The 26,889-nt window shown below is 42.9% G+C and carries 21 protein-coding genes; 19 read left to right on the top strand and 2 right to left on the bottom strand.

Annotation, left to right across the window (positions count from 1 at the left end):
• Positions 1-591 precede the first annotated feature (591 nt).
• The 4 genes from KVT36_RS06575 to KVT36_RS06560 all read left to right on the top strand — a co-directional run bounded on the left by KVT36_RS06575 (position 592) and on the right by KVT36_RS06560 (position 5,799).
• Positions 592-1,164, top strand: coding sequence for a DinB family protein (locus KVT36_RS06575; RefSeq protein WP_217602712.1), 573 nt, complete (start codon positions 592-594; stop codon positions 1,162-1,164).
• Between the two features lie 735 nt (positions 1,165-1,899).
• Entirely contained in the window at positions 1,900-2,961 is a 1,062-nt protein-coding gene (locus KVT36_RS06570; RefSeq protein WP_217602711.1) for an AAA family ATPase, read from the top strand.
• 19 nt (positions 2,962-2,980) lie between these two features.
• Positions 2,981-4,390, top strand: coding sequence for an RtcB family protein (locus tag KVT36_RS06565; RefSeq protein WP_217602710.1), 1,410 nt, complete (start codon positions 2,981-2,983; stop codon positions 4,388-4,390).
• Positions 4,391-4,584: 194 nt separating this feature from the next.
• Positions 4,585-5,799: a sterol desaturase family protein gene (locus KVT36_RS06560; protein WP_254639874.1), complete on the top strand. Its 1,215-nt coding sequence runs from the start codon at positions 4,585-4,587 to the stop codon at positions 5,797-5,799.
• Positions 5,800-5,967: 168 nt separating this feature from the next.
• On the opposite strand, the gene KVT36_RS06555 is transcribed toward KVT36_RS06560, so the two are convergent.
• Both KVT36_RS06555 and KVT36_RS06550 read right to left on the bottom strand, forming a co-directional pair.
• Positions 5,968-7,092 (bottom strand): acyltransferase family protein, encoded by a 1,125-nt coding sequence (locus KVT36_RS06555; RefSeq protein WP_217602709.1) that lies wholly within the window; start codon positions 7,090-7,092, stop codon positions 5,968-5,970.
• On the bottom strand, positions 7,092-7,586 hold the full coding sequence (locus tag KVT36_RS06550) for an RNA polymerase sigma factor (protein ID WP_217602708.1): 495 nt from the start codon (positions 7,584-7,586) through the stop codon (positions 7,092-7,094). Before KVT36_RS06550 ends, KVT36_RS06555 begins: the two co-directional genes overlap by 1 nt.
• Before the next feature lie 335 nt (positions 7,587-7,921).
• On the opposite strand from KVT36_RS06550, the gene KVT36_RS06545 reads away from it, so the two are divergent.
• The 15 genes from KVT36_RS06545 to KVT36_RS06475 all read left to right on the top strand — a co-directional run.
• Positions 7,922-10,420 (top strand): SLBB domain-containing protein, encoded by a 2,499-nt coding sequence (locus KVT36_RS06545; protein WP_217602707.1) that lies wholly within the window; start codon positions 7,922-7,924, stop codon positions 10,418-10,420.
• A 12-nt stretch (positions 10,421-10,432) separates the two neighbouring features.
• Positions 10,433-11,725: a nucleotide sugar dehydrogenase gene (locus KVT36_RS06540; protein WP_217602900.1), complete on the top strand. Its 1,293-nt coding sequence runs from the start codon at positions 10,433-10,435 to the stop codon at positions 11,723-11,725.
• 26 nt (positions 11,726-11,751) lie between these two features.
• Positions 11,752-12,828, top strand: coding sequence for a hypothetical protein (locus tag KVT36_RS06535; RefSeq protein ID WP_217602706.1), 1,077 nt, complete (start codon positions 11,752-11,754; stop codon positions 12,826-12,828).
• 38 nt (positions 12,829-12,866) lie between these two features.
• Positions 12,867-13,883 carry a UDP-N-acetylglucosamine 4,6-dehydratase (inverting) gene (gene pseB / locus KVT36_RS06530; protein ID WP_217602705.1) on the top strand — a complete coding sequence of 339 codons (1,017 nt, stop codon included), beginning with the start codon at positions 12,867-12,869 and terminating at the stop codon, positions 13,881-13,883.
• A gap of 22 nt (positions 13,884-13,905) precedes the next feature.
• The gene (locus KVT36_RS06525; protein WP_217602704.1) at positions 13,906-14,799 is read left to right on the top strand and encodes an SDR family oxidoreductase; all 894 of its coding nucleotides are present in this window, start codon (positions 13,906-13,908) and stop codon (positions 14,797-14,799) included.
• Positions 14,796-15,866 carry an N-acetylneuraminate synthase family protein gene (locus KVT36_RS06520; RefSeq protein ID WP_217602703.1) on the top strand — a complete coding sequence of 357 codons (1,071 nt, stop codon included), beginning with the start codon at positions 14,796-14,798 and terminating at the stop codon, positions 15,864-15,866. The genes KVT36_RS06525 and KVT36_RS06520 overlap by 4 nt, the downstream gene beginning before the upstream one ends.
• A complete protein-coding gene (locus KVT36_RS06515; RefSeq protein WP_217602702.1) occupies positions 15,866-16,396 on the top strand; it encodes a GNAT family N-acetyltransferase in 531 nt (176 codons plus the stop codon). Before KVT36_RS06520 ends, KVT36_RS06515 begins: the two co-directional genes overlap by 1 nt.
• Positions 16,396-17,088, top strand: coding sequence for a pseudaminic acid cytidylyltransferase (gene pseF / locus KVT36_RS06510; RefSeq protein ID WP_217602701.1), 693 nt, complete (start codon positions 16,396-16,398; stop codon positions 17,086-17,088). The genes KVT36_RS06515 and pseF overlap by 1 nt, the downstream gene beginning before the upstream one ends.
• Before the next feature lie 285 nt (positions 17,089-17,373).
• Positions 17,374-18,825, top strand: a complete 1,452-nt coding sequence (locus KVT36_RS06505) for an oligosaccharide flippase family protein (protein ID WP_217602700.1) — start codon at positions 17,374-17,376, stop codon at positions 18,823-18,825.
• 64 nt (positions 18,826-18,889) lie between these two features.
• Positions 18,890-19,813 carry an alpha-2,8-polysialyltransferase family protein gene (locus KVT36_RS06500; protein WP_217602699.1) on the top strand — a complete coding sequence of 308 codons (924 nt, stop codon included), beginning with the start codon at positions 18,890-18,892 and terminating at the stop codon, positions 19,811-19,813.
• A 1,120-nt stretch (positions 19,814-20,933) separates the two neighbouring features.
• Entirely contained in the window at positions 20,934-22,088 is a 1,155-nt protein-coding gene (locus tag KVT36_RS06495) for a glycosyltransferase family 4 protein (protein ID WP_217602698.1), read from the top strand.
• Positions 22,085-23,875 (top strand): DUF4091 domain-containing protein, encoded by a 1,791-nt coding sequence (locus KVT36_RS06490; protein WP_217602697.1) that lies wholly within the window; start codon positions 22,085-22,087, stop codon positions 23,873-23,875. The genes KVT36_RS06495 and KVT36_RS06490 overlap by 4 nt, the downstream gene beginning before the upstream one ends.
• Before the next feature lie 35 nt (positions 23,876-23,910).
• Positions 23,911-24,990, top strand: a complete 1,080-nt coding sequence (locus tag KVT36_RS06485) for a DUF1972 domain-containing protein (RefSeq protein WP_217602696.1) — start codon at positions 23,911-23,913, stop codon at positions 24,988-24,990.
• A 226-nt stretch (positions 24,991-25,216) separates the two neighbouring features.
• Positions 25,217-26,233, top strand: a complete 1,017-nt coding sequence (locus KVT36_RS06480) for a hypothetical protein (RefSeq protein WP_217602695.1) — start codon at positions 25,217-25,219, stop codon at positions 26,231-26,233.
• A 155-nt stretch (positions 26,234-26,388) separates the two neighbouring features.
• The coding region (locus KVT36_RS06475) for a GDP-mannose 4,6-dehydratase (RefSeq protein ID WP_217602694.1) at positions 26,389-26,889 on the top strand (501 nt) is incomplete at its 3' end.

Raw genomic sequence — 26,889 nt, 5'->3', positions numbered from 1 at the left:
CGGTAAGTGTTCATAACCTGTTGTTGACTGTAATCCGTGGACTGTGGACCGGCTTTTATGAAAAAAACCTTAATTCTCAAAAAAAAATATCTTTTGGATTTTGTGCAATAAAAAAATAAAAATATCTTTGTTGCAGCAAAAGAAAAAAAATGTCACGCAACCGTCAACATATTATTCCTGCGGTGTCCTGCAAGCTTAAGAAGCAGGTCTGGAGCAGGTTGCGGGCATGTTGCACCAATTGTTAACAAACTAGTTATCAAGTGATAAAACAAAAGTCCCGCAGGCAAGATGCGGGACTTTTTGCTTAAGCGTAGTTCGTAATGATGACTGAACACAAGACAAAAAGTAGTATAGCAACTGTTGGATGTATGAGCGCATCACCGTCAAAAGATGGTGCGGTTATGCAATGGGAAAAACTTGTGTTAAAAAAGCCTGATGGGCAAGATATATAGCAAAGCAAGTACAGTTTTTGTTATAAGATCCCGGCCCGTTGGAAATCGTGCCGGGATTTTTGTTTTTAAATACTTTAATACGTTATGTACTAGCCCGTACAAAGGATCAGGAAGGTGCATAACCCCAAATAGTGAGATCATGAGAAATATTATTCAAACAGTAAGAGAGGCTTTGCTGAACAACTTCAAGGAGTTGGATACGTGGTTTGACCGGGACCCGGTTTTGCTGGATTTTAAACCAGGGCCGGATCAGTGGAATGCCCATGAAGTGCTGGAGCATATCAGCCTTACCAATTATTTTTTATTGCTGATCATTAACAAAGCTACCCGCCGTGCGCTGGATCGTAAAACTAATGGCCATACGGTAATACTGCCCGGCGACTACTTTGACAAATTTGAGCAGATAGAGGTGATAGGCAGCCAGTCATTCGGCTGGATACGCCCCGATCATATGGAGCCTACGGGTATGAAGGATATGCAGGTAGTAAGAGCTTTGCTGAAGCAGCAGTTTGCGCAGTGTATGTATAACCTGAGCCTGTTGAAGAACGGGGAGGGGCGCCTGGTGTTTACCAATATGTCTGTAAATAACCTGGGTAAGCTGGATATATACCAGTATATCTATTTCCTTACCAAGCATATTGAAAGGCATATCCGCCAGCTGCAGCGGCTGGAAAAACAATTCTCTTCTACAAGTAGTATGGAATTAATATAAAAACGGTCGACCAGCATCATCTGTTGCTGTTAATCCTTTTTTTGCTTTCGAGTTCATTTATAGTGCGTGCCATCCAATAGCTTAGCGATGGCACGCTGTTTTAACAGGAATGGATAAACGAAAATATTTTTAAAAACCGGCAGAAAAATTTGTAGGATCAGAAATATTCGATTTATCTTTGCAGGGTTCAATTCAATTAATCACAAAACCATTTTAACATGCGTCTATTCATCATAAATAAAAAAGCAGCGGGGTCCTTTCCAAAGGGACATCACAGTTGCCGGGCATGTTATAACGAGAAATGAGACAAAGAGATTTGTGTATATAACAAAAAGCCCGGCTGATAATGAGCCGGGCTTTTTTGTTACCCGGAATATGCTTCAGATACTAATAAACACACACCGCCGTGGGCAGTTGCCCGGTATTACAGCGCCTGATACAGGCCGCTATTACCGGAACAGGGCTGGCTTTGCGCATCGCAAGGTCTGTTGGGTAAGGTATGTAATGATGTAATGGTAAAACATGCACATTATTCAGCCCTGCCCGTGTACGCGAGCAGGGCTTTTTTGTAAGATATTTTTTTTCGTCTCTGTTTGCATTAACCTCCTATTCAACAACGCCAGGTGCGTTACAATGTATTCATCTTTACCAGGGGCCGGCAGCATAAGGAACGCTGTGAGTGCACTGGTAAAGAAACGAATACGGATCCGCGCCCGGCTATTAACACAACCACTGATGAACCATCATATACAACAACAACGTATCATATCGGCAGACAGCATTTTCGGTACTCGGCTGCTGGAATCCAAGCAGTTCTATATGTACTGCTTTAATGCTATACCCAGCGTAAACCTGGTATTAGGCATTGATGGATACCGCGCGCTGAAGATTTTCCGGGAAACATTTGCAGCTGATATACAACACAGCTACCAATACGGTGTGCTGGAACGCAAAGAAAAGAAATACGAATATTCCATTACCCTGATAGTAATGAACAACAACTGCATGGTGGAATTTGGAGAGGGTTATGGTGAAATACTGCACAACGGGCAAAACACCGCTTTTATGGATGAAGTGACCGCACTGTTGCGCAAGTTCAGAAAACGGGTAAAGCACAAGAAGAATAACATTAGCCTTATCACCAACGATGGTCATGGCCTGGAGCTGAGCAACATGGAGATCAAAAAAACAAAGCTGGACCTGGGCCTTTATTATGAAGATGATTTTGCGGCGATCGATAACACCATTCAAAAGCGGCTGAACAAGCAGAATGATAAAGGTATTGTGCTGCTGCACGGTTTACCGGGCACCGGTAAAACCACTTACCTGCGGTATTTGATAGGTCGGCTGAAGAAGCGGGTATTATTCGTATCACCCAGCATGGCTACCCACATTACGCAGCCCGGTTTTATAGACCTGCTGATAGAAAACCCGAACAGCATTCTGGTGATTGAAGATGCAGAGAACATTGTAATGGACCGTAAGCTCACCGGTCAATCAACCGTATCAAACCTGCTGAACATTTCAGACGGCCTGCTGGCAGATTGTTTGAATGTGCAGGTGATCTGCACCTTTAACAGTGACCTGTCTATGATAGACAGCGCGTTGCTGCGGAAGGGGCGGTTAATTGCGAAGTATGAATTTTCCCGGCTGTCGGTGCCCAAAGCGCAGCAGCTATCGCGCCACCTGGGTTTTGATACGGATATTTATCAGCCTATGAGCATTGCGGAAATTGCTAATCAAAATGAAAAGTCCTTTGAAAGAAAGGCATCCCTGATAGGTTTCAGGGCAAACTAAAATATTCAAAACCCACGATATGCCCAGATTAAGACTTACCGGTAAGGCGCTACGCAACATAGGATACCCTGAGGGGCCTGCGATCAGCGTAGCCATTACCGCTATGGAAAAACAATTCAGACATCATTCCGAAGAGGCGGCGTTGGATATCTTAAAGCAGGTGCTGTTAGATCCGATGGCCTACCTGGCGGATGATGGTTTGCGAAAAGTAGCGGGTAAGTTGATGGAGACAAAGGAGGAAGAAGATATTCCGCTAAAAGAAATACCGGTACCCTATGAAATATACGGGGCCGGGTTTATTGAAACCGGCGCCCTGCAGCAAATGAATAACGCGGTAAGGCTGCCGGTAGCGGTAGCCGGCGCTTTAATGCCGGATGCGCACCATGGTTATGGTTTGCCCATTGGCGGTGTGCTGGCTACCCATAATGCTGTAATACCCTACGGGGTAGGGGTAGACATTGGCTGCCGTATGTGCCTGAGCATACTGGACCTGCCGGTGGTTTCCCTGGAGCGGCATGCCGCTAAATTTAAAAAAGAGCTGGTAACACAAACAGAATTTGGGGCCGGCGCTACCTGGGTTGGCAAAACAGAAGATACTGTGCTGGAGCATGCGTTGTTCCGGGAAATACCCATGCTGCGGCACCTGCACAAAAAAGCGGTGGAACAGCTGGGCACCTCGGGCAGTGGTAACCACTTTGTAGAATGGGGCATTGTACAAATAACAGGCACCAATGAATTTAACCTGCCTGCAGGTACGTATGTTGGCCTGTTATCGCACTCCGGCTCACGGGGTTTAGGTGCACAAATAGCCGCGCACTATACCCGGCTGGCGCGGGAATTATGCCAGCTGCCCAGGGTGGCGCAGCACTTTGCCTGGCTGGAATTAGATAAAGCAGCAGGCCAGGAATACTGGGCTGCCATGAACCTGGCCGGCGATTATGCCAGCGCCTGCCATAACCAGATACACCGGCGTTTAATTAAAGCCATGGATGCACGACTGCTGGCAAGGGTTGAGAACCATCACAACTTTGCCTGGAAAGAGATCCATAACGGACAGGAGGTGATAGTGCACCGCAAAGGCGCTACACCAGCGGGCAAGGGAGTGCTGGGCATTATACCCGGCTCTATGACAGCGCCCGGTTATATTGTAAGAGGCAGGGGAGAGGCTGCATCATTACACTCCGCATCACATGGCGCAGGCCGTGCAATGTCGCGCTTTAATGCGGCACAATCCATATCCCGGTTTGAGCTGAACAAATACCTCAAAGAGCAGGGGGTAATACTGGTGGGTGGTGGCCCGGATGAAGCGCCCATGGCGTATAAGAACATTAATGAAGTAATGGCGGCGCAAAGCGGTTTGGTGGATGTGATAGGACGCTTTCAGCCAAAAATAGTGCGCATGGCTGATGATGGCAGCAAGGAAGATTGATAGTTTTTTGAATTGGGTAAGTAGTAGTAAGTATAATGGTCCGTTGCCTGACGTTTGTATGATGTAATACAATGTTATGGTTCAATGGGCCATTATTACTTTTAAATAGTCTATTGTTTTTGTAGACTATTTAAAATAAAAGCAGTATTATTGTAACCGTTTACCACCACCTTATTATTGTTTAGCCGTAGTCTATGCACTTAAATCACATGGCATGGGCCATTCCACTATTCCTGTTACTCATGGGTATTGAATATGGAGTAGCCCGTAAAAAAGGATGGGGGTATTTCAGCTTTTCCACTTCCATATCTAACCTGAATGTAGGGGTAGCAGAGCGTTTGCTGGATACCTTTACCATAGGCATCTTCTATTTTGTATATGATTACCTGCACCGGCATTTTGCCATCTTTAATATACAATCCAGCGTGCTGTTGTGGATAGCATTGCTGATCCTTACGGATTTTATATGGTACTGGTATCATCGTCTGGCACATGAGGTGAATATTTTGTGGGGCGCGCATGTAGTGCATCACCAGAGCGAGGATTTTAATTACACGGTATCTGCGCGAATTACGGTGTTCCAGGCAGTTGCCAGAATGATGTTCTGGTCTGTGCTGCCGGTAATAGGTTTTCCGCCGGCCATGATCATCAGTGTGCAGCTGGTGCATGGGTTATACCCGTTCTTTATTCATACGCGCACTATTGGTAAGCTGGGCGTGCTGGAATACATATTTGTAACGCCCTCGCACCACCGTGTGCACCATGCCTGCAATGAAAAATACCTGGATAAGAATTACGGCGATGTGCTTATTATCTGGGATAAGCTGTTCGGCACTTTTGTAACGGAAGAGGAGGAGCCGGAGTATGGGCTCACCAAACCGCTGGACAGCCATAGCTTTTTATGGCAGCACTTTCATTTTCTGCTGGAAATAGCCTATGCCTTCAGGCAGGCGAAGGGCTTAAAACAAAAATGGCTGGTGGTGTTCGGTAAACCGGATCATATTAACCCAGGCATCAGGGAGGTGCTGGAAGAAAAGTTCCTGTTCCGGAACCCAACCGGCACTACTACCCGGCGGCTGCATAATTATGTAGTAGCACAAATGGCAATGACGCTGACCGCGTTGTTCTTTTTCCTGCTGCTGGAAAAATATATTCCCCTGTTTGTGCAGGCCTGTTTTACGGTATTCATTTTCCTGACGCTGATCAACAGCGGGGCCATACTGGAACAGCGGCAATGGGTGTTTTACCTGGAGTACGCGCGTTTGCTGGTGATCTTTTTAGCGGTATACTATTGCTGGCCCAGGCCTGGTTTGTTATGGCTGATAGCCCTGGTGCAAACGCTGGTATTTTATTATAAGGCTACTATTCAGCAAAGATATTTGCGCCTGTTATACGGCATAGCAACTTAATATGCAGGTTACGTGGCCGAGAGACGAGGTAAAGGTCGGCAAAACCTTTTACGACGGTTTGAATCCGTCCGTAACCTGCTTGCTCTATTAAACAAAGCAGGAAGCAAGAGATCCACTCTTTTGCTTCCTGCTTTTGTTTTTAGCTGCTTTTTAAAACGATGCAGGCATCTAAACCCGGATATAGATCTTTCGTTTATCCATCACCCAGCCCAATAACCAGAACAGGCCTACATGGAACAGGGCAAACAGCAGGGAGCCGGGATAGTTGCCGCCAATGGGGCGGAAAATATGTTGATACAGCCATCCATACAGGTTCTCACCCGGCCCGGTACGCACCAGCAGGTACAACTTTACCACCACGCCGGACATAACGTAAATGAACAAAGGATTTTTCCCGAACACCTCAAAAAAGGCCGCGGGTTTGGTCCAGCCCCGGAATTCAATGGCATATATAAGCACAGACAACAGCAGCAGGGCAATACCTACAGTATACAATACATAGGAGCTGGTCCATATTTTTTTATTGATGGGGAACACCATGTTCCAGCACAGCGCAGTAAATACCAGCAGGCAGCCGGTAACCAGCAGGCCGCACAGCATGGGATAGTCCTTTCCTTTTTGCTGGATATACATACCGGCCAGGTAGCCGAATATTACATTACAAATAGCCGGCAGGGTGCTTAAAATACCTTCCGGGTCAAAGGGTACGCCCTCGCCCCGGTACAGATGCTGCTCACCCAGCAGCCATTTATCCAGCCGCAGGCCTGCATAACCATCCAGGCTATAGGGATCGCCCTGGCCAAAGGCCAGCACCAGCCACCAGTATACCAGCAGCAGGCAGCCCGCTATTACAAAGGCACGCCGCTCTCCCCAAAAATGAATGATCAGCGCTGCCAGCCCGTAACACAGGGCAATGCGGGGCAGCACGCCCATAATACGCAGCTGGGAAAGGGATTTAAATACCAGCTGTCCTTCCGCATTCCACCTGAAAAAGGGGAACCAGTTCAGGAATACCCCGATCAGGAAAATGAGCAGGGTACGTTTCAGGATCTTCCTGACAGCGGTGGCATGGCCCTGTTCCTGGTACTTTTTCATGGAAAAGCTCATGGCATTGCCTACGGCAAACAGGAAAAAGGGAAATACCAGGTCAGTAGGCGTGCAGCCATGCCAGGGGGCATGCTCCAGCGGGGTATATACATATGACCAGCTGCCCGGGTTGTTAACCAGGATCATACCGGCCACAGTAAGGCCGCGAAAAACATCTAAGGATAGGAAGCGTTGTGTGTTGGACATTAGTGGGCGATCTGTTGCTTTAGCATTTTCCGTGCAAAATGGATCCGGCTTTTAATGGTGCCCATAGGCTCGTGCAGCATATCGGCTATTTCATAGTATTTAAAACCTTCATAATACAACAGAAAAGGACGTTTGAATAAATTAGGGAGCCGGTAAATGGCGTGTTGAATATCTTTTACCTGCATGCTGGTTATGGCCTGGTTATCCACGTATGGCTGGTGTAGCAGGACCAGCGCCCGGGTGGCGCGTTCCAGGAACAGCTGCTGTTTTGCCTTGCGGCGGTAATGGTTAATGAACAGGTTACGCATGATAGTAAAAAGCCAGGCACGAATATTGGTGCCCTCCGTGTATTTTTCCCGGTGTAGCAGCGCCCGGTACATGGTTTCCTGGTAAAGATCGCGGGCAGCTTCCGAATCACGGGTAAGCGCTATTGCAAAAGGCTTCAGGAAATCGCCCTGAAGCAGCAACAGGTCCGTAAATTCGGCGGGTGACATGGGCGCTGATTTTGGTTTTAGCTAATTTAAACAAAACAGGTAATAAATCCTAGAAAAGCTACAGGAGTGGTAAACGTAGCCGGGTGAATGTCAGGCTGCTTATGCCCGGAAGGCCTATGCCGGCAAAAAAAACGTTGTTTAGTATTAGTATATATATGCCATGTATAAAAAATTACGTTGCCGGGAAGGGCTTATTATCCGGCTGATTTTCATTAACGTAACGCAAATATGTTATTTTTAATAGATTTGCACCTGATTTGCCGGTTCCTGGCAGGTTAGTGAGGTCCAAAAAGAGGCATTTACAGAATCATTCAAGAAAGTACATTCGATAATTCATGCTCAAGAAGATATTACTGTTACAACTCTGTTTGCTCGTAGGCTTTTGTGCGGCAGCGCAGATCCCTTCCACTATCTCCAAAGACCAGTTAAAACAGATCCATGTAGATGATTTGTCGGACGACCAGATCAGGCAGCTGGTGGCAAAGATGAAACAGAACAATATTTCATTTGATGAAATAGACGAATATGCGGCAGATAACGGCATCTCTGATACAGAGGTGATCAAACTGAAAGCACGCATACAGCAACTGGGGCTGGATACTATGTTATCCGGCAAAGGAGGGAAAAATAATAATACCAATACGGATACTTCAGAGGAATTAGACCGCATGGTGAATGATACTACGGACTATTGGAACGATAAACTCCGCAGGCTTAACAGCAAGGAGGATTACGAGCGGGAGCTGCGACGGAAAAAGATATTTGGCGCAGAGCTGTTCAGTAACCGCAACCTTACTTTTGAGCCTAACCTGCGCATGCCCACCCCGCCTAATTACCAGATAGCGGCTAATGATGAGCTGATCATAGATGTGTACGGCTATTCTGAAGTACAGCATCAATTAAAGGTTAGCCCGGACGGTTATGTGCGTATCCCTTACCTGGGGCCGGTGTATGTGAACGGCCTTACCATGGAGGAAGCCCGCACCCGCATCACCAAACAATTATCTTCTATTTACGGGGGCATAAAAACAGGGAATACTTTTGTACAGGTTTCATTAGGCAGCATACGCAGCATAAGAGTGCTGCTGATCGGTGAGGTAGAGCGCCCCGGTACTTACAGCTTACCAAGCCTGGCCACGGTGGCCAATGCACTGTATGTATCCGGCGGGCCTGGTGAAAATGGCTCGTTCCGTAATATACAGGTTATCCGTAACGGACAACCGGTAGCCACTTTTGACCTATACGATTTTCTGGCGCATGGCGATCTTACTAATAACGTAGTACTGCGCGACCAGGATATTGTAAAGATAAATCCCTATAAAACACGGGTAGAGCTGGCAGGTGAAGTAAAACGGCCGGCTATTTTTGAAGCAAAGGAAAATGAAAGCCTGCAGCAGATCCTGGACTATGCAGGTGGTTACACAGATAAGGCTTATCATGAAGTGATCCGCGCTAACCGGGTCACCAACAGGCAGCGGGAGGTAGTAAATGTACCGGCCAGCCAGATAGCCAGCTTTCAATTAAAATCAGGTGACCTGTTTTTAATAGACTCTATCTCTAACCGCTTTACTAACCGGGTAACTATCACCGGTGCTGTATTTCACCCGGGTGATTATGCGCTGGAACCGGGAATGACGGTAGGTGACCTGATAAAGAAGGCGGATGGGGTAAAGGAAGAAGCGGCATTGGCGCGCGGAGTAGTGCGCCGCCTGCAGGCAGATTATACACCTGCTATGATCAGCTTTAATGTACAATCAGCTCTGAACGGGCAGCAGGCACTTGCCCTGCAACGGGAGGATAGCGTGGTTGTGTATTCCAAAATAGACCTGCGGGAGCTGTACCAGGTGAAGATAATCGGTGAAGTAAATGCCCCCGGACAATACGTATATGCCGACAGTATGCAGCTGGAAGACCTGATACTGATAGCCGGCGGCTTAAAAGACGCCGCTTCCCTGAAACATGTAGAAATAGCCAGGCGCATACGTAATAACAGTGCAGATTCTGCAGATAGTCGTATGGCTATTATACAACAGTTTGATATTAATGCAGATCTGAGTAATAACCCCGGCGCAGCGGCCTTTGCCCTGCAGCCTTTTGATGAGATCATGATCCGCAAGGCGCCTTCTTATGTGAAACAAGCCAATATTGAAATAGGTGGTGAAGTATTATACCCGGGTGAATACACTATTAATACAAAACAGGAACGCATTTCAGATGTGTTACACCGTGCAGGCGGCCTGCGTCCGGAAGCCTACCCCGAAGGGGCTGTATTGCTGCGCAAAACTTTTGTCAATGAATCCGACAGCGCTTTCCTGACCAACAAGCTGGAAGTATTTTACAATAAGCTGCAGGACAGCTCAGATATTGAAAGGGTGCGGAGTGCGGTACAGCGTAAAGAGCAGCTGCTGGGCATTAACCTGGACCTGATCATAAAGAACCCTGGTTCTAAATACGACCTGTTGCTGGAAGAAGGTGATGTGCTGAAAGTGCCTAAAAAGCTGCAAACAGTACAGGTTTTCGGCGAAATATATTTCCCGAAAAAATTGCGGTTTGATAATTCCACCAGCTTCAGAAATTACATACGCGGCGCCGGCGGCTTTACTTCACAGGCGCTGAAAAGGCGGAGTTATATTGTATATGCCAATGGTGAAGTGAAGAATACCCGCAAGGTATTATTCTTTAACAGCTATCCAAAGGTGAGACCCGGTGCGGAAATATATGTACCCACCAGGAGGGAGCGAAAAGGATTCAGCGGGCCGGAAGCCATTGGCATTGCCAGCGGGCTGGCCTCTGTAGCGCTGATAGTAGTAACATTATTGGATAAGATCAAATAATAAAAAATTGTGATGGACCCTGTGCCCTGCAAAATTGGAGTGATTGGTTTAGGATATGTAGGGTTGCCTCTGGCAATTGAGTTTGCTAAGCATTATGAAGTAACCGGCTTTGATATTAAGAGTGCAAGGGTTAAAGAATTAAATGCCGGCAAAGATCACACACAGGAGGCTGATGCCGAAGCGCTGAGAACAGTACTCCGGCAGCAGGAACAACAAACAGGAAATGGCTTATGGTTCTCCGATGAACCAGCCGCCATCCGGCAATGTAATATTTACATTGTTACGGTGCCTACACCGCTGAACCGGTTTAAAACGCCAGACCTGGGCCCTTTACTAAAAGCATCGGCCATGATAGGGCAATTGCTAAAGAAAGGAGACCTGGTGATCTATGAATCTACAGTGTATCCTGGTTGTACAGAAGAAGATTGCGTACCAGTGCTGGAAAAGGAGTCGGGTTTACAATTCAATAAGGATTTTTTTTGCGGCTATTCCCCTGAGCGGATCAATCCCGGCGATAAGGTGAATACCCTTACAAAAATTAAAAAAGTAACCTCCGGCTCCACCCCGGAAATAGCGGTACAGGTAGATGAATTGTATAAAAGCATTATTACGGCGGGTACACACAAGGCTCCCAGTATTAAGGTAGCAGAGGCTTCCAAGGCTATTGAGAATGCGCAGCGGGATGTGAATATCAGCTTTGTGAATGAGCTGGCCCTGATATTTGACCGGATGGGTATTGATACCATGGACGTGATTGAGGCCGCCGCTACCAAGTGGAATTTTTTAAAATACAAACCCGGTTTGGTGGGCGGGCATTGTATAGGGGTAGATCCTTATTACCTGGCCCATAAGGCAGAGGCACTGGGGTATCATCCGCAGGTGATCCTGTCGGGCCGGCGTGTGAATGATAATATGGGTATGTTTGTGGCCAATAAAGTAATTAAGCTGCTGATAAAGAAAGGACATAAAATAGAAGGCGCCCGTGCATTGATATTGGGAATTACCTTTAAGGAGAAGTGCCCAGATATAAGAAATTCAAGGGTGATAGATATATATAATGAGCTGGTGGAGTTTGGACTGGCCGTGGATGTATATGACCCGTACGTGAACGTGGCACAGACAAAGGCGGAATATGGCATTACATTATTACAGGAGCTGGGTAAAGAATATGATGCAATTATTCTTGCAGTGGCACACCAGGAATTTAGGGAACTGGATTACAGGAAATTAAAGAGCGGAGAGAGAGGGGTTATATTTGATACAAAGGCTTTTTTGGACAGAACATTGGTGGATGCCAGACTATAATTTTATTTAAGAGATTATAAATATACATGCAGGAAATTAAGCAAATAGAAGCCCAGCAGGTAAACCAGGTCTCGTTAAAAGAGATCATTCTGAAATTACAGGAATGGTGGAAGTATTTGTTAAGCAAGTGGTTGGTAATTGTCATAGCTGGAATTGCAGGCGCTGGATTAGGCGTTACCTATGGCTTTCTGGAACATAAGGAATATGTGGCCGAACTGACGTTTCTGTTAGAAGATAGTAAGTCAGGTGGGCCTTTGGCGGCTTATGCCGGACTGGCAAGCCAGTTCGGGATTGACTTGGGAGGAATGTCATCCAGTGGTGTGTTTGAAGGAGATAATGTTCTGGAATTTTTAAAATCCAGGTTAATGATTGAAAAGACCCTGCTTTCACCGGTAAAAAGCGGCGGACAAAAAACTCTAGCGGACCTGTACATTGAGACATATGAGTTTGATAAGAAATGGGAGAATAAACCGAAGTTGAACAAATTACATTTTCCGGTAGGGCTTGCCCGGGCAAAATTTACCTTGCTGCAGGATAGTATTTTGAATGTTTTACAGGAAAGAGTAGTGAAGAAAAATCTTCTGATAGAAAAACCGGATAAAAAACTAAGTTTTATCTCTGTTGAATGTACTTCTCTGAATGAGGATTTTTCCAAGTCATTTACGGAACGTTTGGTGAAGGAAGCGACCGATTTTTATGTAAGTACCAAGATCAAACGTTCGCAGGTAAATGTTGATAAGCTGCAGGTAACTGCAGACTCGCTGGAGATACTGCTAAACCGTAAAACCTATTCAGTAGCCGCTGCAAAGGATGTGAATCAGAACCCGGCAAGGCAGGTAGCAACTGTGGAATCTGAAGTAGGAGCAAGGGACAAAATGGTGCTGCAAACCATATATGGTGAGGTGATTAAGAACCTGGAAATAAGCAAAATGACTATGGCGCAGGAAACGCCGGTAGTACAGATTGTGGATTCACCGATCTTACCACTGGAAGTGAAAAGACTGGGTAAGCTGAAAGGGTTGATAATAGGCGGTTTTCTGGGAGGATTCTTTACTGTTTTATGGTTGGCGATGAAACGCATCTATGAACAGATCATGTTATAAAGCGTAAAATATTTACTGTATACATAATAAAATTTCGAATGCTGGATTTAAACGAAAAAAGTATCCTGATAACAGGAGGAACCGGTTCTTTTGGTAAGGCATTTACTAAAATTGTTTTAGAAAAATGGCCCCGCATAAAGCGGCTTGTTATCTTTTCAAGAGATGAGCAGAAGCAATTTCAAATGGCACAGGATTATCCGCCTGGCAAATATCCGATGATCAGATTTTTTATTGGTGATGTGAGAGATTATGACAGGCTTCGGCGTGCATTGAAAGGAATTTCCTATGTAATACATGCTGCTGCAATGAAACATGTGCCTATTGCGGAATATAACCCGTCAGAATGTATTAAAACCAATATTATTGGTGCGGAAAATGTTATAAATGCATGTCTGGAAGGAGAGGTTGAAAGAGTAGTGGCATTATCAACCGACAAAGCAGCAGCACCTATAAATCTATACGGTGCTACTAAACTGGCCTCTGATAAACTGTTTATTGCAGCAAATAATATTCGTGGGTACAATCCCATAAAATTTTCTGTAGTACGTTATGGAAATGTAATGGGTTCTAACGGATCTGTAATTCCCTTCTTTTTAAATAAAAGGAATGATAAAGTATTGCCTATTACCGATACTGCAATGACCCGCTTTAATATCTCACTAAAAGAAGGAGTAGAAATGGTATTACATGCTCTGGATACGGCTTGGGGGGGAGAACTTTTTGTCCCCAAAATACCTTCCTACAGAATTACAGAAGTAGCAACGGCAATAGGACCCAACTGCGAGCAAAAGGTAGTAGGCATCAGACCCGGTGAAAAAATACATGAAGAGATGATCACATCATCAGACTCCTATTCCACTTACGATCTGGGAAATTATTACGTGATACTTCCCCAGGTGACCAGGTGGAACATGGAAGAATATATAGATAAATTTAAGGCGGTTAAAGTTCCGGAGGGATTCCAGTACAATTCCGGTACAAACACTGCCTGGCTTTCTGTTGAACAGATCAGGACCCTGATAAAAGAACATGTAGATCCTTCATTTAATGTCTAAACGGTCTAACTAAATAAAAGGAATGCATCCCATTAAAATATTAGTAACAGGAGCAACGGGTATGCTTGGAATCAGGATACTTAAATTGCTTAAAAGTAATCCTGCATATCATGTATTTAGCATAGGAAGATCCGGTAGCGGTAGTGACCACATTACCTGCGACATTACTGATATCGAGGTTTTTGCCGGCATAATAGAAAAGCTTTGTCCTGATTACATTGTGCACTGTGCGGCCAATACAGATATTCAACACTGTGAGAAAGAAAAGGACTACACTTATAAATTACATGTACTCACAAGCAGATTGATTGCGTCCTGTACTAATCTTAAAAAGAGCGTTTTTATTTCAACAGACTCTGTTTTCGATGGCAGTAAAGGAGATTATAAAGAAAATGATTTTATTGCGCCACTTAACTACTATGCATTAACAAAAGCGCTGGCAGAAGAATGTTTTATAAATGCCAGTCATCCCAGTATTGTACTCCGTACAAACATGTTTGGATTTAATGAGCCGGCCAAAAGTTCTCTTTTTGAATGGGCCTGGAACAGCCTAAACCAGGGAAAGGAAATTTCAGGTTATAATAATGTCTTTTTTAATCCGCTATATGTTGGTACCATAGCTCAAATAATAGTGGCGGTATTAGAAAATGACATAACAGGACTGCTCCATATTGGCAGTAGTGAGGCGCTTTCAAAATATGCATTTATCCAGAAAATTGCCGATATATTTGACTTTCCACGTGAACTGATAAAACCCTTCCAGGCAGATGACAAAGGTGTTTTAAAAAGGCCATTGAACACCACGCTCAATACACAGTATTTTCAAGAGATGTCAGGTATTACATTACCGGACATTGATATAGAATTAATGAAGCTGGCCGGAGATTTTAAAAAACAAATAATTGATCAACTATGATTAAGGATTTTCATATCGGAAACAGGTTGGTGGGGTTAAATCATCCGCCATATTTTATCGCAGATATTGGAGCCAATCACGATGGTAGCCTGGAAAGGGCTTATAGGCTAATTGAGTTAGCAAAGGAGGCCGGCGCAGATGCTGCAAAATTTCAAAACTTTACTGCATCAAAAATTGTGAGTAAAGAGGGATTTGAAAATATGCAGGGCAAATTGTCTCATCAAAGCGGCTGGAAGAAGTCCGTTTACGAAGTGTATGAAGATGCGAGTATCAGTACTGACTGGACGGCTGCATTAAAGCGAAAATGTGATGAAGTAGGGATTGAATATTTTACAAGTCCTTATGATGTTGAGGTGGTTGATCATATTGACCCGTACGTAAATGTTTACAAAATTGGATCAGGCGATATTACGTGGTTAGAGATCATAAAACATATTGCACAAAAAGGAAAACCTGTAATTATAGCAACAGGCGCATCCGACATGGCGGATGTGGACCGTGCAATGAATGTACTTGCAGCTGAAGGGGTAAATGTTTGTCTGCTGCAATGCAATACTAATTATACAGTGGATGCTGATAAGTATAGGTTTGTTAACCTCAATGTGCTTAAGACTTTTCAACAAAAATATCCCGGTGTTTTGTTAGGCCTTTCTGATCATACCCTGGGAGTAGCCACGGTAGCTGGTTCCATTGCATTAGGCGCCAGGATAATTGAAAAACATTTTACAGATGACAATGACAGGGAAGGGCCTGATCATAAATTTGCAATGAATCCCAAAAACTGGAGGGAGATGGTATCTATTTCCAATGAAATTTTTTATTCTTTAGGAGATGGTATCAAGAGAGTAGAGCCGAACGAAGAGCAATCCAAGGTAGTACAACAACGCTCTTTAAGGGCAAAAGAAACTATTAAAGCCGGTACCACCTTAACCGCTGACCTTTTTGAGGCTTTACGGCCTTGTCCTGCTGATGCGCTGAAGCCGTATGAACTCGGTAACCTGATAGGGAAAAAGCTTATAAAGGATCTTTCAAAAGGTACTCACATCACATTAAAGGACATTAATTAATGATAACAGGTAAAATAGTAGGGCTCCGTGCCGTTGAACGGGCTGACCTGGAGCAATTGAGAGATTGGCGGAATATTAATGCGTTCAGAAGGAATTTCAGGGAACATAGGGAATTGAGCCTGGCCAACCAGGAAAACTGGTTTAATAAGATAGTCACCAGTACCAATGACTACATGTTCATTATAGAGCGGCTGTCAGATCGCGAACTGCTGGGCGCTTGTGGCTTGTTATATGTAAACTGGATAAACCGCTCAGCAGATTTCTCCTTTTATATTGGATATAAGGACCTGTATATCGATCAGGATGGCCTGGCCGAAGATGCAGCCCGGTTGTTGATAGAATATGGGTTTAAAAATTTGAACCTGAATAAGATATGGATGGAATTGTATGAGTTTGATACAAAAAAGCTAACCTTCTTTAAGGAAAAGTTCGGGTTCCGGGAAGACGGTATGTTAAGGGAGAACTGTTTTGAAGACGGGCAATATTTTAATTCATATATTATATCACTACTTAGACGGGATTATTTGTAATGCATACCCTAGCAATTATAACTGCCCGGGGAGGCAGTAAACGTATACCGGGTAAAAATATAAAAGACTTCCTGGGCAAACCGATCATCGCTTATTCTATTGAAACAGCCAGGGCCAGTGGTTTATTTGATGAGATAATGGTATCTACAGACGATGAGAACATTGCTGCAGTAGCTAAAAAATACGGTGCCGTAATTCCTTTTTTGCGCAGTGAGCAAAATGCAAATGACTTTGCTACTACCGCTGAGGTTTTAGTTGAAGTATTAGAGCAATATAAAAAGCTTGGACAGCATTTTACACACGTGTGTTGTATTTATCCCTGTGCGCCTTTTATAACGGGAAGCCGTTTAAAACAGGGTTTTGATCTGTTGCTGCAAAAAGAGGCAGATGCTGTTTTCCCGGTTATGAAATTTCATTTCCCTATTCAGCGCGCCATAAAGATCAACAATCAGGGGCTGATAGAAATGTTTCAGCCTGAACATCTCAAAACCCGTTCCCAGGACCTGGAGCCGGCCTATTGTGACTCAGGCCAGTTTTATTGGCTGAGTGTGCCGCGTTTCCTGGAAAAAAAGGCTATATGGACAGATAATACCGCTGTTATCGTTATTCCGGAAATGGAAGGTCATGATATTGATAATTTGGACGACTGGAAAGTTGCTGAGATCAAATACAGGATTCTTAATGAGCTATAGGTTTTTCGTGTTTGCATACTCACTTATACAATAGCAAATTTATAGACAAACAATTCTGGATCGCGATACCGGATCACATCTCTTATTTCAATAAAGCCGGCTTAACCAACATAGGCAGTGAAACAGATTGGCAAGGCTTATGGTTTTTATCTGACTTTCCTATCGGCTTTAATCCAGCCAACAAAGAAGCCAATTTTATGATGGACCGCACAAAAAGTAAAGCCGCCCACGAACAACATACATTATTGATATATTTGAATAGGAGCCAATGTAAATTATTTCAGAATGGGAATTGGAGGAATTAAAAGCGTTTTAGCAAACAAGAATATTCGGTTTATTTTTTTCAGATACTTTGTTTATTTAATCCAATTCGGCAATTCTATTTTCATTGCAAAATACCTCGGACCTTACTTTTTCGGGATATGGGGTTTTATTTTGCTTGTAATTCAATACCTGACACAGATCAATTTTGGAATTCCCTATTCACTAAACGTAAAGCTGGCAGGGTTTGAAGGAAAAGATGATGAGCTGCAGGTGGCATACCTGGGCAATTCCCTTATCCTTGTTTTCCTGCATTCAGTGTTAATTATACTGGCAGCAGTAACGGTTTCCCTTTTCAACATTCCTATTTTTCATAAGTTCAGCTTCTATCCATATATATACCTGGTGGCCATTACATCAGTTGTACAAAATCTGGACCTGGTGTTTATTTGCGCATACCGGATAAAGAACTCATTGGCGTTAATTACTTTTTACCAGGCGGCCATGCCCATTTCTACTTTATTGGTATGTTTTTTCTGGAAAGGGCAAAGTCTTTTATACGCGCTTATATTTTCACAGCTGATCAGTTACCTTTTATCTTTTATATTCTTTCTGGTCAATTCACCTATCAGGCTTAAATTCAGATCTGTTTTTAATATTCAGAAAGACCTGCTGAAAAACGGTATGGCCCTGCTATTGTATAATGCCAGCTTTTATTTTATTATGATCGTAACCAGAACCTTTGTTGGTTATTACTTTAGCGTAAAGGAGCTGGGATACTTTTCATTTGCAGTAAGCCTGGCACAGGCTGTTTTCCTGGCGTTGGATACCATCTCTTTTTTAATATTTCCGAAGCTGGTAAACCGGTTTAAATATAAAGAGGGAGAAGAGCTTTTCAAGCACGTAGAATACATAAGAAGCTACTATAGCCTGGTAGCTTATTTACTGATATTCTCCTTTTTACTAGCCTTCCCGGTTATATTAATATTTACGCCGCAATATTATGCATCTTACAAACCTTTTGCACTGCTGTCTACCAGTATGGCGTTATTATCCAGTAGCTTTGGGGTATCTGTTTTATTTATTTCCTTTGGGAGGGAGCTGTTATTGGGTAAAATAGCGTTATCCGCACTCATATTGAATGTAATAATCGGGTGGGTCATCGCAACGCATACAACTATTTTTTATGCGTTATGTTTTGCGCCTTTAATAACGTACTTTATTTATAGCTGCCTGTTAACATATTTTTATGGAATAGTATTCCTGAAAAAGTCAGGCTTCAAGGAAATGTTTTCAAATCTGGATGTAAGGCTGTTGTTGCCTACCCTGGTGCTGCTGATATCCATCATGATGGATAATACCATAGCCCAGGTACTTGCCTATTTATTGGTAATACTTTTAAATATTCGGAAGGTCAGAAGTCTGGTGCCAATTGTGAGACGAATTATTCATAACCCATCCTTATTTAAAATTTAATATGCCGGATAGTATAGACATTTATATCTGTTCAAAGCCATTTCAATATTTCAATGCGCGCAATTTGCCGAAGGATAAAGAGCGTACTAATATACTGATCATAGAAAACAGGTTTAAAGACGCAGATCTTTTTTATAAAAGCGTGATAGCAAATGATCATGACTGGAGCACGGTTTTATTTGTTAAAACCCGGCTGCAGGTATTATTGATCTGCCTGTTTAAGTACCGGCCGGCAAGGTTATATTATTACCTGGACTGGTTACTGGTACCGGCTTTAATGTTATATTTTATACCATGTAAGAACATTTACATATATGAGGAAGGTATTGGAAGCTACAGAACGGATATTTTTAAGAACCTTGCCAGGTATAAAAGAAAGATAAGGGAGCTGTTTGGTGTATATGAATATCCGGGCTTTCATCCCAGGGTTAAAGGGATGTATGTATATTGTAAGGAATATTATCTTAAAAAGCTGGCGCCTTACAGTAAACATAAAACGCTCAATGCCTTTTCATTTAACATGTCTTTTCCAAACATGTTGGAAAACAATAAGGAGCTTGCAAAAGAGCTGTTTCAATTTAATATACAGCGGGCTTTCCCGCATCTTAAAAATAAAAGGCTTGTCCTTTATATCACTTCATGGCCACTCAATGAAAGTTTTTTTGATGTAGTTAATTTAGAGGAATATGATTACTGCATCATAAAACCCCATCCACACATTACGGATGTTGACTCTTTCAACAAGTGGAAAAATGATTGTACCATTATTATTAATTCCATAATACTGTCAGAATTTCTGATCAAACAATTGCTGGATGAAAATAATACGCTCGATATTTATCATTGTAGTTCCACGGCGCTTTTATACCTTAGTGAACATCCAAACATCCGGAAAGTGATCAATCTGACGCATGGACTGATAGAGTTTGATCAGATCTTTAACGGCATCCGGTCCGAATGTGAACATTCAGATATACCTGCCAGTTGAATAATGCAAAAGTCATATCAGGTAACGATTGGAGGAAAATATTGCTTGTTTTCCTTTTAACAGCCAATACCTTGTTCCCGCTGCCATTGGACAAAATGTTAATGGCGGTGCTGGTGATGGCTATTTGCTGGCTTTATCCGGATTCCCTAAAACAATCTACCGAGAACTATATTGTGTATGGGTTTGTATGCCTGACCTGTGTGTTGAGTGCTGTAGTAAACCTTATTATACGGCCTATACCATTATTCCCCATTATAGCACTCGCTTTTGTTTTTTTAGTAGCCCGGCATAAACAGATAATAGATCTTTTATTTGTGGCATTAACCTGGCATATTATAATGGGAGTAATATTGCTAATGGTATCCTATGCGTACAAGGATATGATCTTTTATTCCTCTTTAGCTGGCAAGGGCCTGCCCTTCATTCACACACCGGTTGGATTTGTTTCTACCGTACAGGTGTTTGGTACGTTGTGTATCATCTGGATGATCATTTACTTTGAAAAAGTAAAAGCAACCGGGCATAAAAAGGGCTATAAGTTTCTGTACTTCATTGTTACGCTGGCATTATTGTTGACTTTGAACAGGTCAACATTTCTTTTCTACTTTGTATTGCTGGCTTTTAAGGATAGAAGGTTGTTATGTATATATGTTTTTTTAATAATGCTAACAATTGTCATTCTTGTCAAAGTAGGGCTGGGTTCCATATTTTTTGGCACGCAAACGTTAACTTCCCGGTCTGAGCTGCTGGAAGGATTTAATTTGTCCTTCTGGAGAGGAGGTACCATTATGACTTACATTTTTGGGAAAGGAGACAATTTCCTGACTCAGGACATACTGAACCGTGTAAAATGGGATTTCAGACAGGATATTGAGAATGGGTACGCCATGTTATTACATACCTATGGATTCTTTGGATTGACTATATTTATAATATCGGGTTCGATTTTTGTGCTTAAGTTGATCCTGGAACAAAGGTGGTACCTGGCAGCTATAGTGGGCTATTACTTCTTTGTTTCCAGTTTTTTTACACAGGAATTTGTTTCGGTGTCTTTTTACATCTTTCTGTTAGTGATATTGATAATAAGAAAAAACACAGGAACTTTAAGGTATAAGATTATATGAATCTGCTTGTAGTAAACGGAAGCGCCGATTTATATGGAGCAAACAGGATACTGGCTAATACGCTTGGATTTTTGCAGCAAAAGTATGAGATCGTATTAGTATTACCTGAAACAGGGCCCCTGGTAAATTATCTGGAAGAAAAGAAATTAAAGATCCGGATTATAATATACAAAGAACTGCCCATGATTGCGCGTTTTATGTTTAAAAGCGTGAATGGGCTCAGTGTTTTAGGCACAAGATTATATAAAGCCCGCTCCTGGTTCAGGCAACTACAGCAACAATATCATTTTGATCTGGCATATGTTAATACACAGTCTTGTTTGTTAGCATTAAAGTATTGTCAGTTGAATGGCATTCCCTCAATGTTACATGTACATGAAATAGTGGATACGCCTGCTTTACCTGCCCGCCTTATTAACAAATACTCACTTAAGTGGGCTGATCAGATTATGGCGGTTTCAGAACCTGTTAAGGAAAATTTATTGGAGCAAGCTAACATGCCCCGGTATAATGAAAAAGTAAAGGTAGTACTAAATGGAATTACAGATCCGCTAACAAAGTTCGTAGGTAATGAGAGTGCTATGGGGCAAGACAGGATCATCGTTTCCCTGATAGCCAGGATAAAACCGGAAAAGGGAATCTGGTTCTTCCTGGATGCTATTGCAGCTTTGCCGGCAGCAGTGGCGGAGAAATGCCTGTTCAGGATTGTAGGAAGCGCTGCTCCTAAAGGAGAGTACTTTGTTGAAAAACTGAAGCAGGATATCAACGCACATAGATATGGAGCCACTGTCTGTTATGATCCATTTATGAATGACGTATCGGCCGTGCAACATGACTCAGATATCCTGGTAGTGCCGTCTCTGATGAAAGACCCCTTCCCGACTACTATTTTAGAAGCAATGGCATTAGGAAAACCGGTAATAGCTACTAATACGGGAGGGGCAGTGCAGTCCGTGGAACACGGAAAAACCGGTTACCTTATCAACGCGGATGACATACCGGATTTTGTTAAATATTTGACGTTACTTATTGAAGATAGGGATTTGAGAAGAGCATTAGGAACGGAAGCCCGGCATCAATATCTGGCTAGATTCACGATGGATGTGTTTAAAGAAAACTTTTTAGGTACATTTAATTCATTGGTGTTATGAAAGTTCAAGGTCTGATATTAAGCGCAGTTGTACTCATTACAAGCTGCTGTAAAGCCCAGTCGCCTGAAAGCAAATTTGAAACGTTTGGAGACATCAGTAATATTACTGCGCCTGATCAAAGAAAATGGCAGCAACAAAGGGAAGATGTCAAGCTATCAGTGGCTGATTTTAACAACCGGATTAACTACAACAGAAATCCTGTTACCAACATTGATGCTGAGGTGGATGTAGAGGGCTGGAGAGGAGAGTGGGTGAACTGTTTGCTGGTAGTAAGCAGTAAAACAGATATCCATTCAGTAAAGGTAAACGTCAGTGATCTTACCTCTGCCAGCGGAGCCAGCATAGATCAGAAGTCCTGCAAGGTTGGATATGTGTATTATGTATTGAGTGATAACTCCAGGGGCATTTGTCAAAAGAAAAATGTAAAGCTGGATGATATTATCGTTCCGGACATAATTGATTTTACAGCAGGTACCTCTTTCGTAAAAGGCTTTACAAACCGGCCTATATGGATCAGCATAGCGGTTCCCGGTAATGCCACCCCCGGCACTTATAAAGGGAAAGTGAATGTATCCCTGGATGGGAAAACGGCCGCTACTGATATTGTATTGAAAGTTTCTAATAATACATTGCCCCCCTTGGCCAACAGGAACTATTTCCTGGACCTGTGGCAATACCCGGTAGCAGAGGCTGACTATTATAAAACCAAGCCCTGGACAGACCAGCATTTTAATCTCATGAAGCGCTCTTTGATACAATTAAGGGATGCCGGGCAAAAAGTGATCACCACCAGCTTTTTCTGGGATGTATTTAACCCTGCGGTTAGAAGCGCAGATGATATGATGATTAAAGTAACCAAAACAAAGTCTGGTCAGTGGACCTATGACTTTACAAATTTTGATAAATGGGTGCAGTTCATGATGGGCTTGGGAATAAAACAGCAGATCACCTGTTTTGGAATTGCGCCGTTAAATTACCGGTATTATTATTATGACGAAGGAGCCGGAAAGGTTACCTATTTTTCACAGGGCGTAAACGGAAATGACTACAAACAGTTCTGGACACCCTATCTTAAAGCATTTGAACAGCATTTGAAAGAAAAAGGCTGGTTTAATATTACTACACTTGGTATAGATGAAAAGGAAATGAGTGTATTAACGGCCTTAATTGATTTCATAAAAAGCCAGGATAAGGACTGGAAGATATCCCTGACAGGTAAATATTTCCCTGAAATACAGGATAAGATCTATAACTATTCGGTGATCTCGAATCAGCAAATACCGGCTGATGTAATGGCACAGCGAAAAGCGAAGGGATATATTACCACTTTTTATACAAGCTGCTGGGAGCTGTTTCCCAACACATTTGTAATGTCAGATCCCATAGACGCTACCTGGTTAGGCTGGAACGCAGCCAACAGGAGCATGGATGGTTACCTGCGCTGGGCATTTGATTACTGGTCAAAAGGGAAAAATGCATTAATAGATACACGGTCAGGTATATCAAGTGGCGATAATTTTTTAATTTATCCCTCCGGTTACAGTTCTGTTAGGTTCGAAATGCTGAAAGACGGTATCGAAGATTATGAAAAAATAGGCCAAAAGTCTGGTAATAACTTAGCAGCGGGAGCTGCCCGTTTTGCTGGCACTGCAAGAAGCGCAGCTGCGGCGCCAGCAGGTATCAAGCAATTAAAAACCAGGCTGTCTGATTTTGATTTCAAGAAGGTAAGCGCCAACCGTTCAAGAGGGCTTCAGATCCAGGAGGCCCGTGGTTTATTGGATAACTAAATTCATAAATAGTAGTACTTTATTTTTAAAAAGAAATGAGTAAAAAGCATGTGGCAATAATCGGTACGGTTGGCATCCCTGCTAAATATGGAGGTTTTGAAACACTGACGCAAAACCTGGTCCAGCACCTTAAAGACGATTTTGACTTTACCGTTTATTGCAGCAGCAAAGAATATGAAAAGCGGCTTCCTGGATGGAAAGGAGTGCAATTAAAGTATATCCCTTTAAAGGCAAATGGGATCCAGAGTATTCCCTATGATATCTTATCGTTTCTGTCTGCTCTCAGGTGTGCAGATATTATCCTGGTTTTAGGCGTGTCAGGCACTATTATACTGCCATTCATGAGTAAAAAGACCCGGAGCAAAACCGTGATCAATATAGACGGCCTGGAGTGGAAAAGAGCTAAATGGAATAAACGGATCAGTAATTTTTTAAAATATTCTGAGAAACTGGCAGTTAAGTATGGCCGTTACATTATTGCCGACAATGAGGAGATCAGGAAGTACATAACCGAAGAATATAAGAAGGACAGTGCGCTCATAGCATATGGTGCAGACCATATCATTAAAAAGGGACGCATTTCCGGTAAAACGGAGCAGCCCTATGCCTTTACGGTTTGCCGTATTGAACCTGAAAATAATATACATGTTATTTTGGAGGCTTTCAGGGAAAGTGGCAGGTCAATAAAGATTGTGGGCAACTGGCAGCTCTCTCCCTATAGCAGGAAATTATATGAACAATATTCCACCGCCGCAGAAATAGAGCTTCTCCCACCTATCTACGATCAGGAAAAACTGGATGCCTTGCGTGCTAACTGCCGGTTATATATACACGGACATTCTGCCGGTGGTACAAACCCCTCTTTAGTGGAAGCTATGTATCTGGGTTTGCCGGTAATAGCGTTTGATGTGCCCTATAACAGGGCCACTACAAATAATGAAGCCCTTTTTTTTAAGGACAAAGTAGCCCTTATTGAAATACTGAATACAGCTAATGATATGAAAATCAATGCAGTTGCGCAGAAAATGAAAGAAATTGCACAAGCGAACTATACCTGGGAGAAAATAGCCCGAAAGTATGCAGAGATATTTGATAAAGTATTAGATGTTAAATAATTATTACCCATAAAAAAATTATACCTGGAGATTGGTTTGACCACTTATATTTGATTTTTTTTGTTTATTTTAGGGGGTTATCCATTAGACCTTACTTTTTTCCTTTACCGTATTTTATAAAAACAAAGCTAACTTTCTTGTATCTATGAAATGGAATTTCCTTTGGTGTTCTCTCTGCCTTCTTGCAATAATAGGAGGCTGCAGGAAGGATAATGAGGTTGATAGTGTGGACAAAATAGTAAATGACATCGATTCTACTTTTAAATATGAACCCAAACAGCTAACCAAAGGGATATTGTTAGGGGAAATTTATAGCACTGAGAATTTTGCGGCATTTACTGATATTGCCTATTATAATAACAATTGGTATGTCGTGTTCCGCGCAGGTACTGCACATGCCGACAATCAGCCTGGCAAAATTAAAATATTAAAGAGCAAGGATGCCACTACCTGGAAGGTAGAAAAAATTATTGCCACTAAGAACATTGATCTCCGGGATCCCAAGCTCACTATTGATACCTTCCATAATGATTTATACCTTAATTATTTTGGCAGAAATATAAAGGATGGTGGGGTGCGTGTTAACTATCTGGTGCAGTATAATAAAAGAACAGCCTGGAATGTACAACCTGCCAGCATAGATCTGGATGGTGTTGGACAGGACCGTTTTGTTTTATGGCGGTTTACCTATTCCCGGAATAAAATGTATTGTGCCGGTTACAGAGTGCCCCTATCCAATAGCACCACAAATGGTATTGGATTGTTTGAAAGTGAGCGCACATTTAAACGGTTTAAATCTGTAGGGAGTGTGGACCTTGGCGGAACTCCCAGTGAAGCAACCATCCGCTTTGATGCCGAACATAAAATGTATTTCATTATCAGAACAGAGGACACAAATAGCCCTATCGGGATCTCTACTCCTCCTGAATATGTAAAGCTGAAATGGATCCCTGATCCGCTGATCATGCGGCTGTCATCCCCCAATTTCCTGATCTATAAGAACAAGCTGCTTATAACTGGCAGGGATGGTACAACAGGTATTTTTAAATTCCTGGTCTTTGATCTGACAACCATGAAAGTGCAAAAAATATATACCTTTCCCTCCGGTAAAGAAACCGGGTACGCCGGTATGAGTTTTAATCCGGATAATGCGGACGAAATGCTGATCAGCTACTACTCTATAAGAGACAAAGAAAGTGTAATATACCTGGCTAAAGTTGATTTAAAGGTTATAATACCGTAAGCCAGGTCCGTAAAATTAATGGGTTAATGAAAGATGCAGCTGCTGCACTTTTATTAACCCATTTTTGTTTTATACGAACACTTGTTAAGGTCCCCCTGCACGCTGCTATTTTTACAAAATAAGTAAGTAGTTTTACCAAACACTTCCACTGCATAATGAAAACAGCCTTAATCACCGGTATCACCGGCCAGGATGGCGCCTACCTCGCCGACTTGCTCCTTCACAAGAACTACCAGGTACACGGCATTAAACGCCGCAGCTCTTTGTTCAATACAGACCGTATAGATTACCTGTACCAGGACCCACATGAAACCAATGTGCATTTTAAGCTGCACTACGGCGACCTTACGGATTCCACGAACCTGATACGCATTATACAGGAAGTACAGCCGGATGAGATCTCTACGCTGGGCGCCATGAGCCATGTGAAAGTAAGCTTTGAAACGCCGGAGTATACCGCCAATGCAGACGGTATTGGCACCTTACGCATACTGGAAGCCGTTCGGCTGCTGGGTCTTATGCAAAAAACAAAGATCTACCAGGCATCTACCTCAGAGCTGTATGGCCTGGTACAGGAAGTGCCGCAATCGGAGCGCACACCTTTTTACCCACGCTCTCCCTACGGTGTGGCTAAATTATATGCCTACTGGATCACC

The organism is Chitinophaga sp. GbtcB8, from assembly GCF_019091455.1.
Taxonomy (GTDB): Bacteria; Bacteroidota; Bacteroidia; order Chitinophagales; family Chitinophagaceae; genus Chitinophaga.
Note: the sequence above shows the minus strand (reverse complement) of the source record. Positions and strands in the feature narration are given on the sequence as shown.

Coding starts and splice junctions, on each gene's coding strand:
- KVT36_RS06575 (WP_217602712.1), top strand. CDS start 592: ATGAGAAATATTATTCAAACAGTAAGAGAGGCTTTGCTGAACAACTTC.
- KVT36_RS06570 (WP_217602711.1), top strand. CDS start 1,900: ATGAACCATCATATACAACAACAACGTATCATATCGGCAGACAGCATT.
- KVT36_RS06565 (WP_217602710.1), top strand. CDS start 2,981: ATGCCCAGATTAAGACTTACCGGTAAGGCGCTACGCAACATAGGATAC.
- KVT36_RS06560 (WP_254639874.1), top strand. CDS start 4,585: ATGCACTTAAATCACATGGCATGGGCCATTCCACTATTCCTGTTACTC.
- KVT36_RS06555 (WP_217602709.1), bottom strand. CDS start 7,092: ATGTCCAACACACAACGCTTCCTATCCTTAGATGTTTTTCGCGGCCTT.
- KVT36_RS06550 (WP_217602708.1), bottom strand. CDS start 7,586: ATGTCACCCGCCGAATTTACGGACCTGTTGCTGCTTCAGGGCGATTTC.
- KVT36_RS06545 (WP_217602707.1), top strand. CDS start 7,922: ATGCTCAAGAAGATATTACTGTTACAACTCTGTTTGCTCGTAGGCTTT.
- KVT36_RS06540 (WP_217602900.1), top strand. CDS start 10,433: ATGGACCCTGTGCCCTGCAAAATTGGAGTGATTGGTTTAGGATATGTA.
- KVT36_RS06535 (WP_217602706.1), top strand. CDS start 11,752: ATGCAGGAAATTAAGCAAATAGAAGCCCAGCAGGTAAACCAGGTCTCG.
- pseB (WP_217602705.1), top strand. CDS start 12,867: ATGCTGGATTTAAACGAAAAAAGTATCCTGATAACAGGAGGAACCGGT.
- KVT36_RS06525 (WP_217602704.1), top strand. CDS start 13,906: ATGCATCCCATTAAAATATTAGTAACAGGAGCAACGGGTATGCTTGGA.
- KVT36_RS06520 (WP_217602703.1), top strand. CDS start 14,796: ATGATTAAGGATTTTCATATCGGAAACAGGTTGGTGGGGTTAAATCAT.
- KVT36_RS06515 (WP_217602702.1), top strand. CDS start 15,866: ATGATAACAGGTAAAATAGTAGGGCTCCGTGCCGTTGAACGGGCTGAC.
- pseF (WP_217602701.1), top strand. CDS start 16,396: ATGCATACCCTAGCAATTATAACTGCCCGGGGAGGCAGTAAACGTATA.
- KVT36_RS06505 (WP_217602700.1), top strand. CDS start 17,374: ATGGGAATTGGAGGAATTAAAAGCGTTTTAGCAAACAAGAATATTCGG.
- KVT36_RS06495 (WP_217602698.1), top strand. CDS start 20,934: ATGAATCTGCTTGTAGTAAACGGAAGCGCCGATTTATATGGAGCAAAC.
- KVT36_RS06490 (WP_217602697.1), top strand. CDS start 22,085: ATGAAAGTTCAAGGTCTGATATTAAGCGCAGTTGTACTCATTACAAGC.
- KVT36_RS06485 (WP_217602696.1), top strand. CDS start 23,911: ATGAGTAAAAAGCATGTGGCAATAATCGGTACGGTTGGCATCCCTGCT.